The sequence below is a fragment of the Cedecea neteri NBRC 105707 = ATCC 33855 genome (assembly GCF_001571265.1).
Taxonomy (GTDB): Bacteria; Pseudomonadota; Gammaproteobacteria; order Enterobacterales; family Enterobacteriaceae; genus Cedecea; species Cedecea neteri.
In genome coordinates this window covers 1-1,228 of record NZ_BCTL01000117.1, presented here as the reverse complement: position 1 = coordinate 1,228, position 1,228 = coordinate 1, and the positions used below count along the sequence as shown (strand labels likewise).

The window sequence follows — 1,228 nt, the reverse complement described above, 5'->3', positions numbered from 1 at the left end:
TGAATCGCCACGGGTTTAACAGACACCTCGGAGTCATTTAAGATGACTTAAAGAGAGGTGCTCATGAGCGGTAAGCGTTATCCCGAAGAGTTTAAAATTGAAGCAGTCAAGCAGGTTGTTGATCGCGGTCATTCTGTTTCCAGCGTTGCAACACGCCTCGATATCACCACCCACAGCCTTTACGCCTGGATAAAGAAGTACGGTCCGGATTCTTCCACTAATAAAGAACCGTCAGATACTCAGGCCGAGATCCGCCGTCTCCAGAAAGAGCTTAAGCGGGTTACTGACGAACGGGACATATTAAAAAAAGCCGCGGCGTACTTCGCAAAGCTGTCCGACTGAGGTACGCCTTTATTCGTGACAACTCCCGTTGCTGGCCTGTTCGTCTGCTCTGCAGGGTATTGGATGTTCATCCCAGTGGCTTTTACGCCTGGTTTAAGCAACCGTATTCTCAGCGCCACCAGGTAGATCTGAGACTGACGCGACAGATCAAACAGTTTTGGCTGGAGTCCGGTTGCGTTTATGGTTATCGCAAGATCCATATGGACTTACGGGATAGCGGGCAACAGTGCGGAGTGAACAGAGTCTGGCGACTGATGAATCGTGCCGGGATAAAGGCTCAGGTCGGGTACCGGAGCCCGCGGGCACGCAAAGGCGAGGCCAGTATCGTGTCGCCCAACAGGCTCCAGCGACAGTTCAATCCGGATGCTCCGGATGAACGTTGGGTAACGGACATAACCTACATCAGGACTCACGAAGGCTGGCTATATCTGGCCGTGGTTGTTGACCTGTTCTCACGCAAAATTATCGGCTGGTCAATGCAATCCCGGATGACAAAGGACATTGTCCTGAACGCACTGCTGATGGCTGTATGGCGGCGTAATCCCCAAAAACAGGTGCTGGTTCACTCGGACCAGGGCAGTCAGTACACAAGCTATGAGTGGCAGTCGTTCCTGAAATCACACGGCCTGGAGGGGAGTATGAGCCGTCGCGGTAACTGCCACGATAATGCAGTTGCAGAAAGCTTTTTCCAGTTGCTGAAGCGTGAACGGATAAAGAAAAAGATCTACGGAACGCGGGAAGAAGCCCGCAGCGATATTTTTGATTACATAGAAATGTTTTATAACAGTAAGCGTCGGCATGGTTCGAGCGATCAGATGTCACCGACGGAATATGAAAACCAATATTATCAACGGCTCAGAAGTGTCTAGATTACCCGTGGCGATTC

At 51.0% G+C, this 1,228-nt stretch carries 1 protein-coding gene; it reads left to right on the top strand.

The features are described 5' to 3' along the window. Window positions 1-63: 63 nt before the first annotated feature. Window positions 64-1,211 (top strand): IS3 family transposase gene (locus tag CNE01S_RS24015; RefSeq protein WP_096753947.1). Its coding sequence is split into 2 segments (ribosomal slippage): window positions 64-301 and window positions 301-1,211, totalling 1,149 coding nucleotides; the frame shifts between segments, so codons are not numbered across the junction. Window positions 1,212-1,228 lie beyond the last annotated feature (17 nt).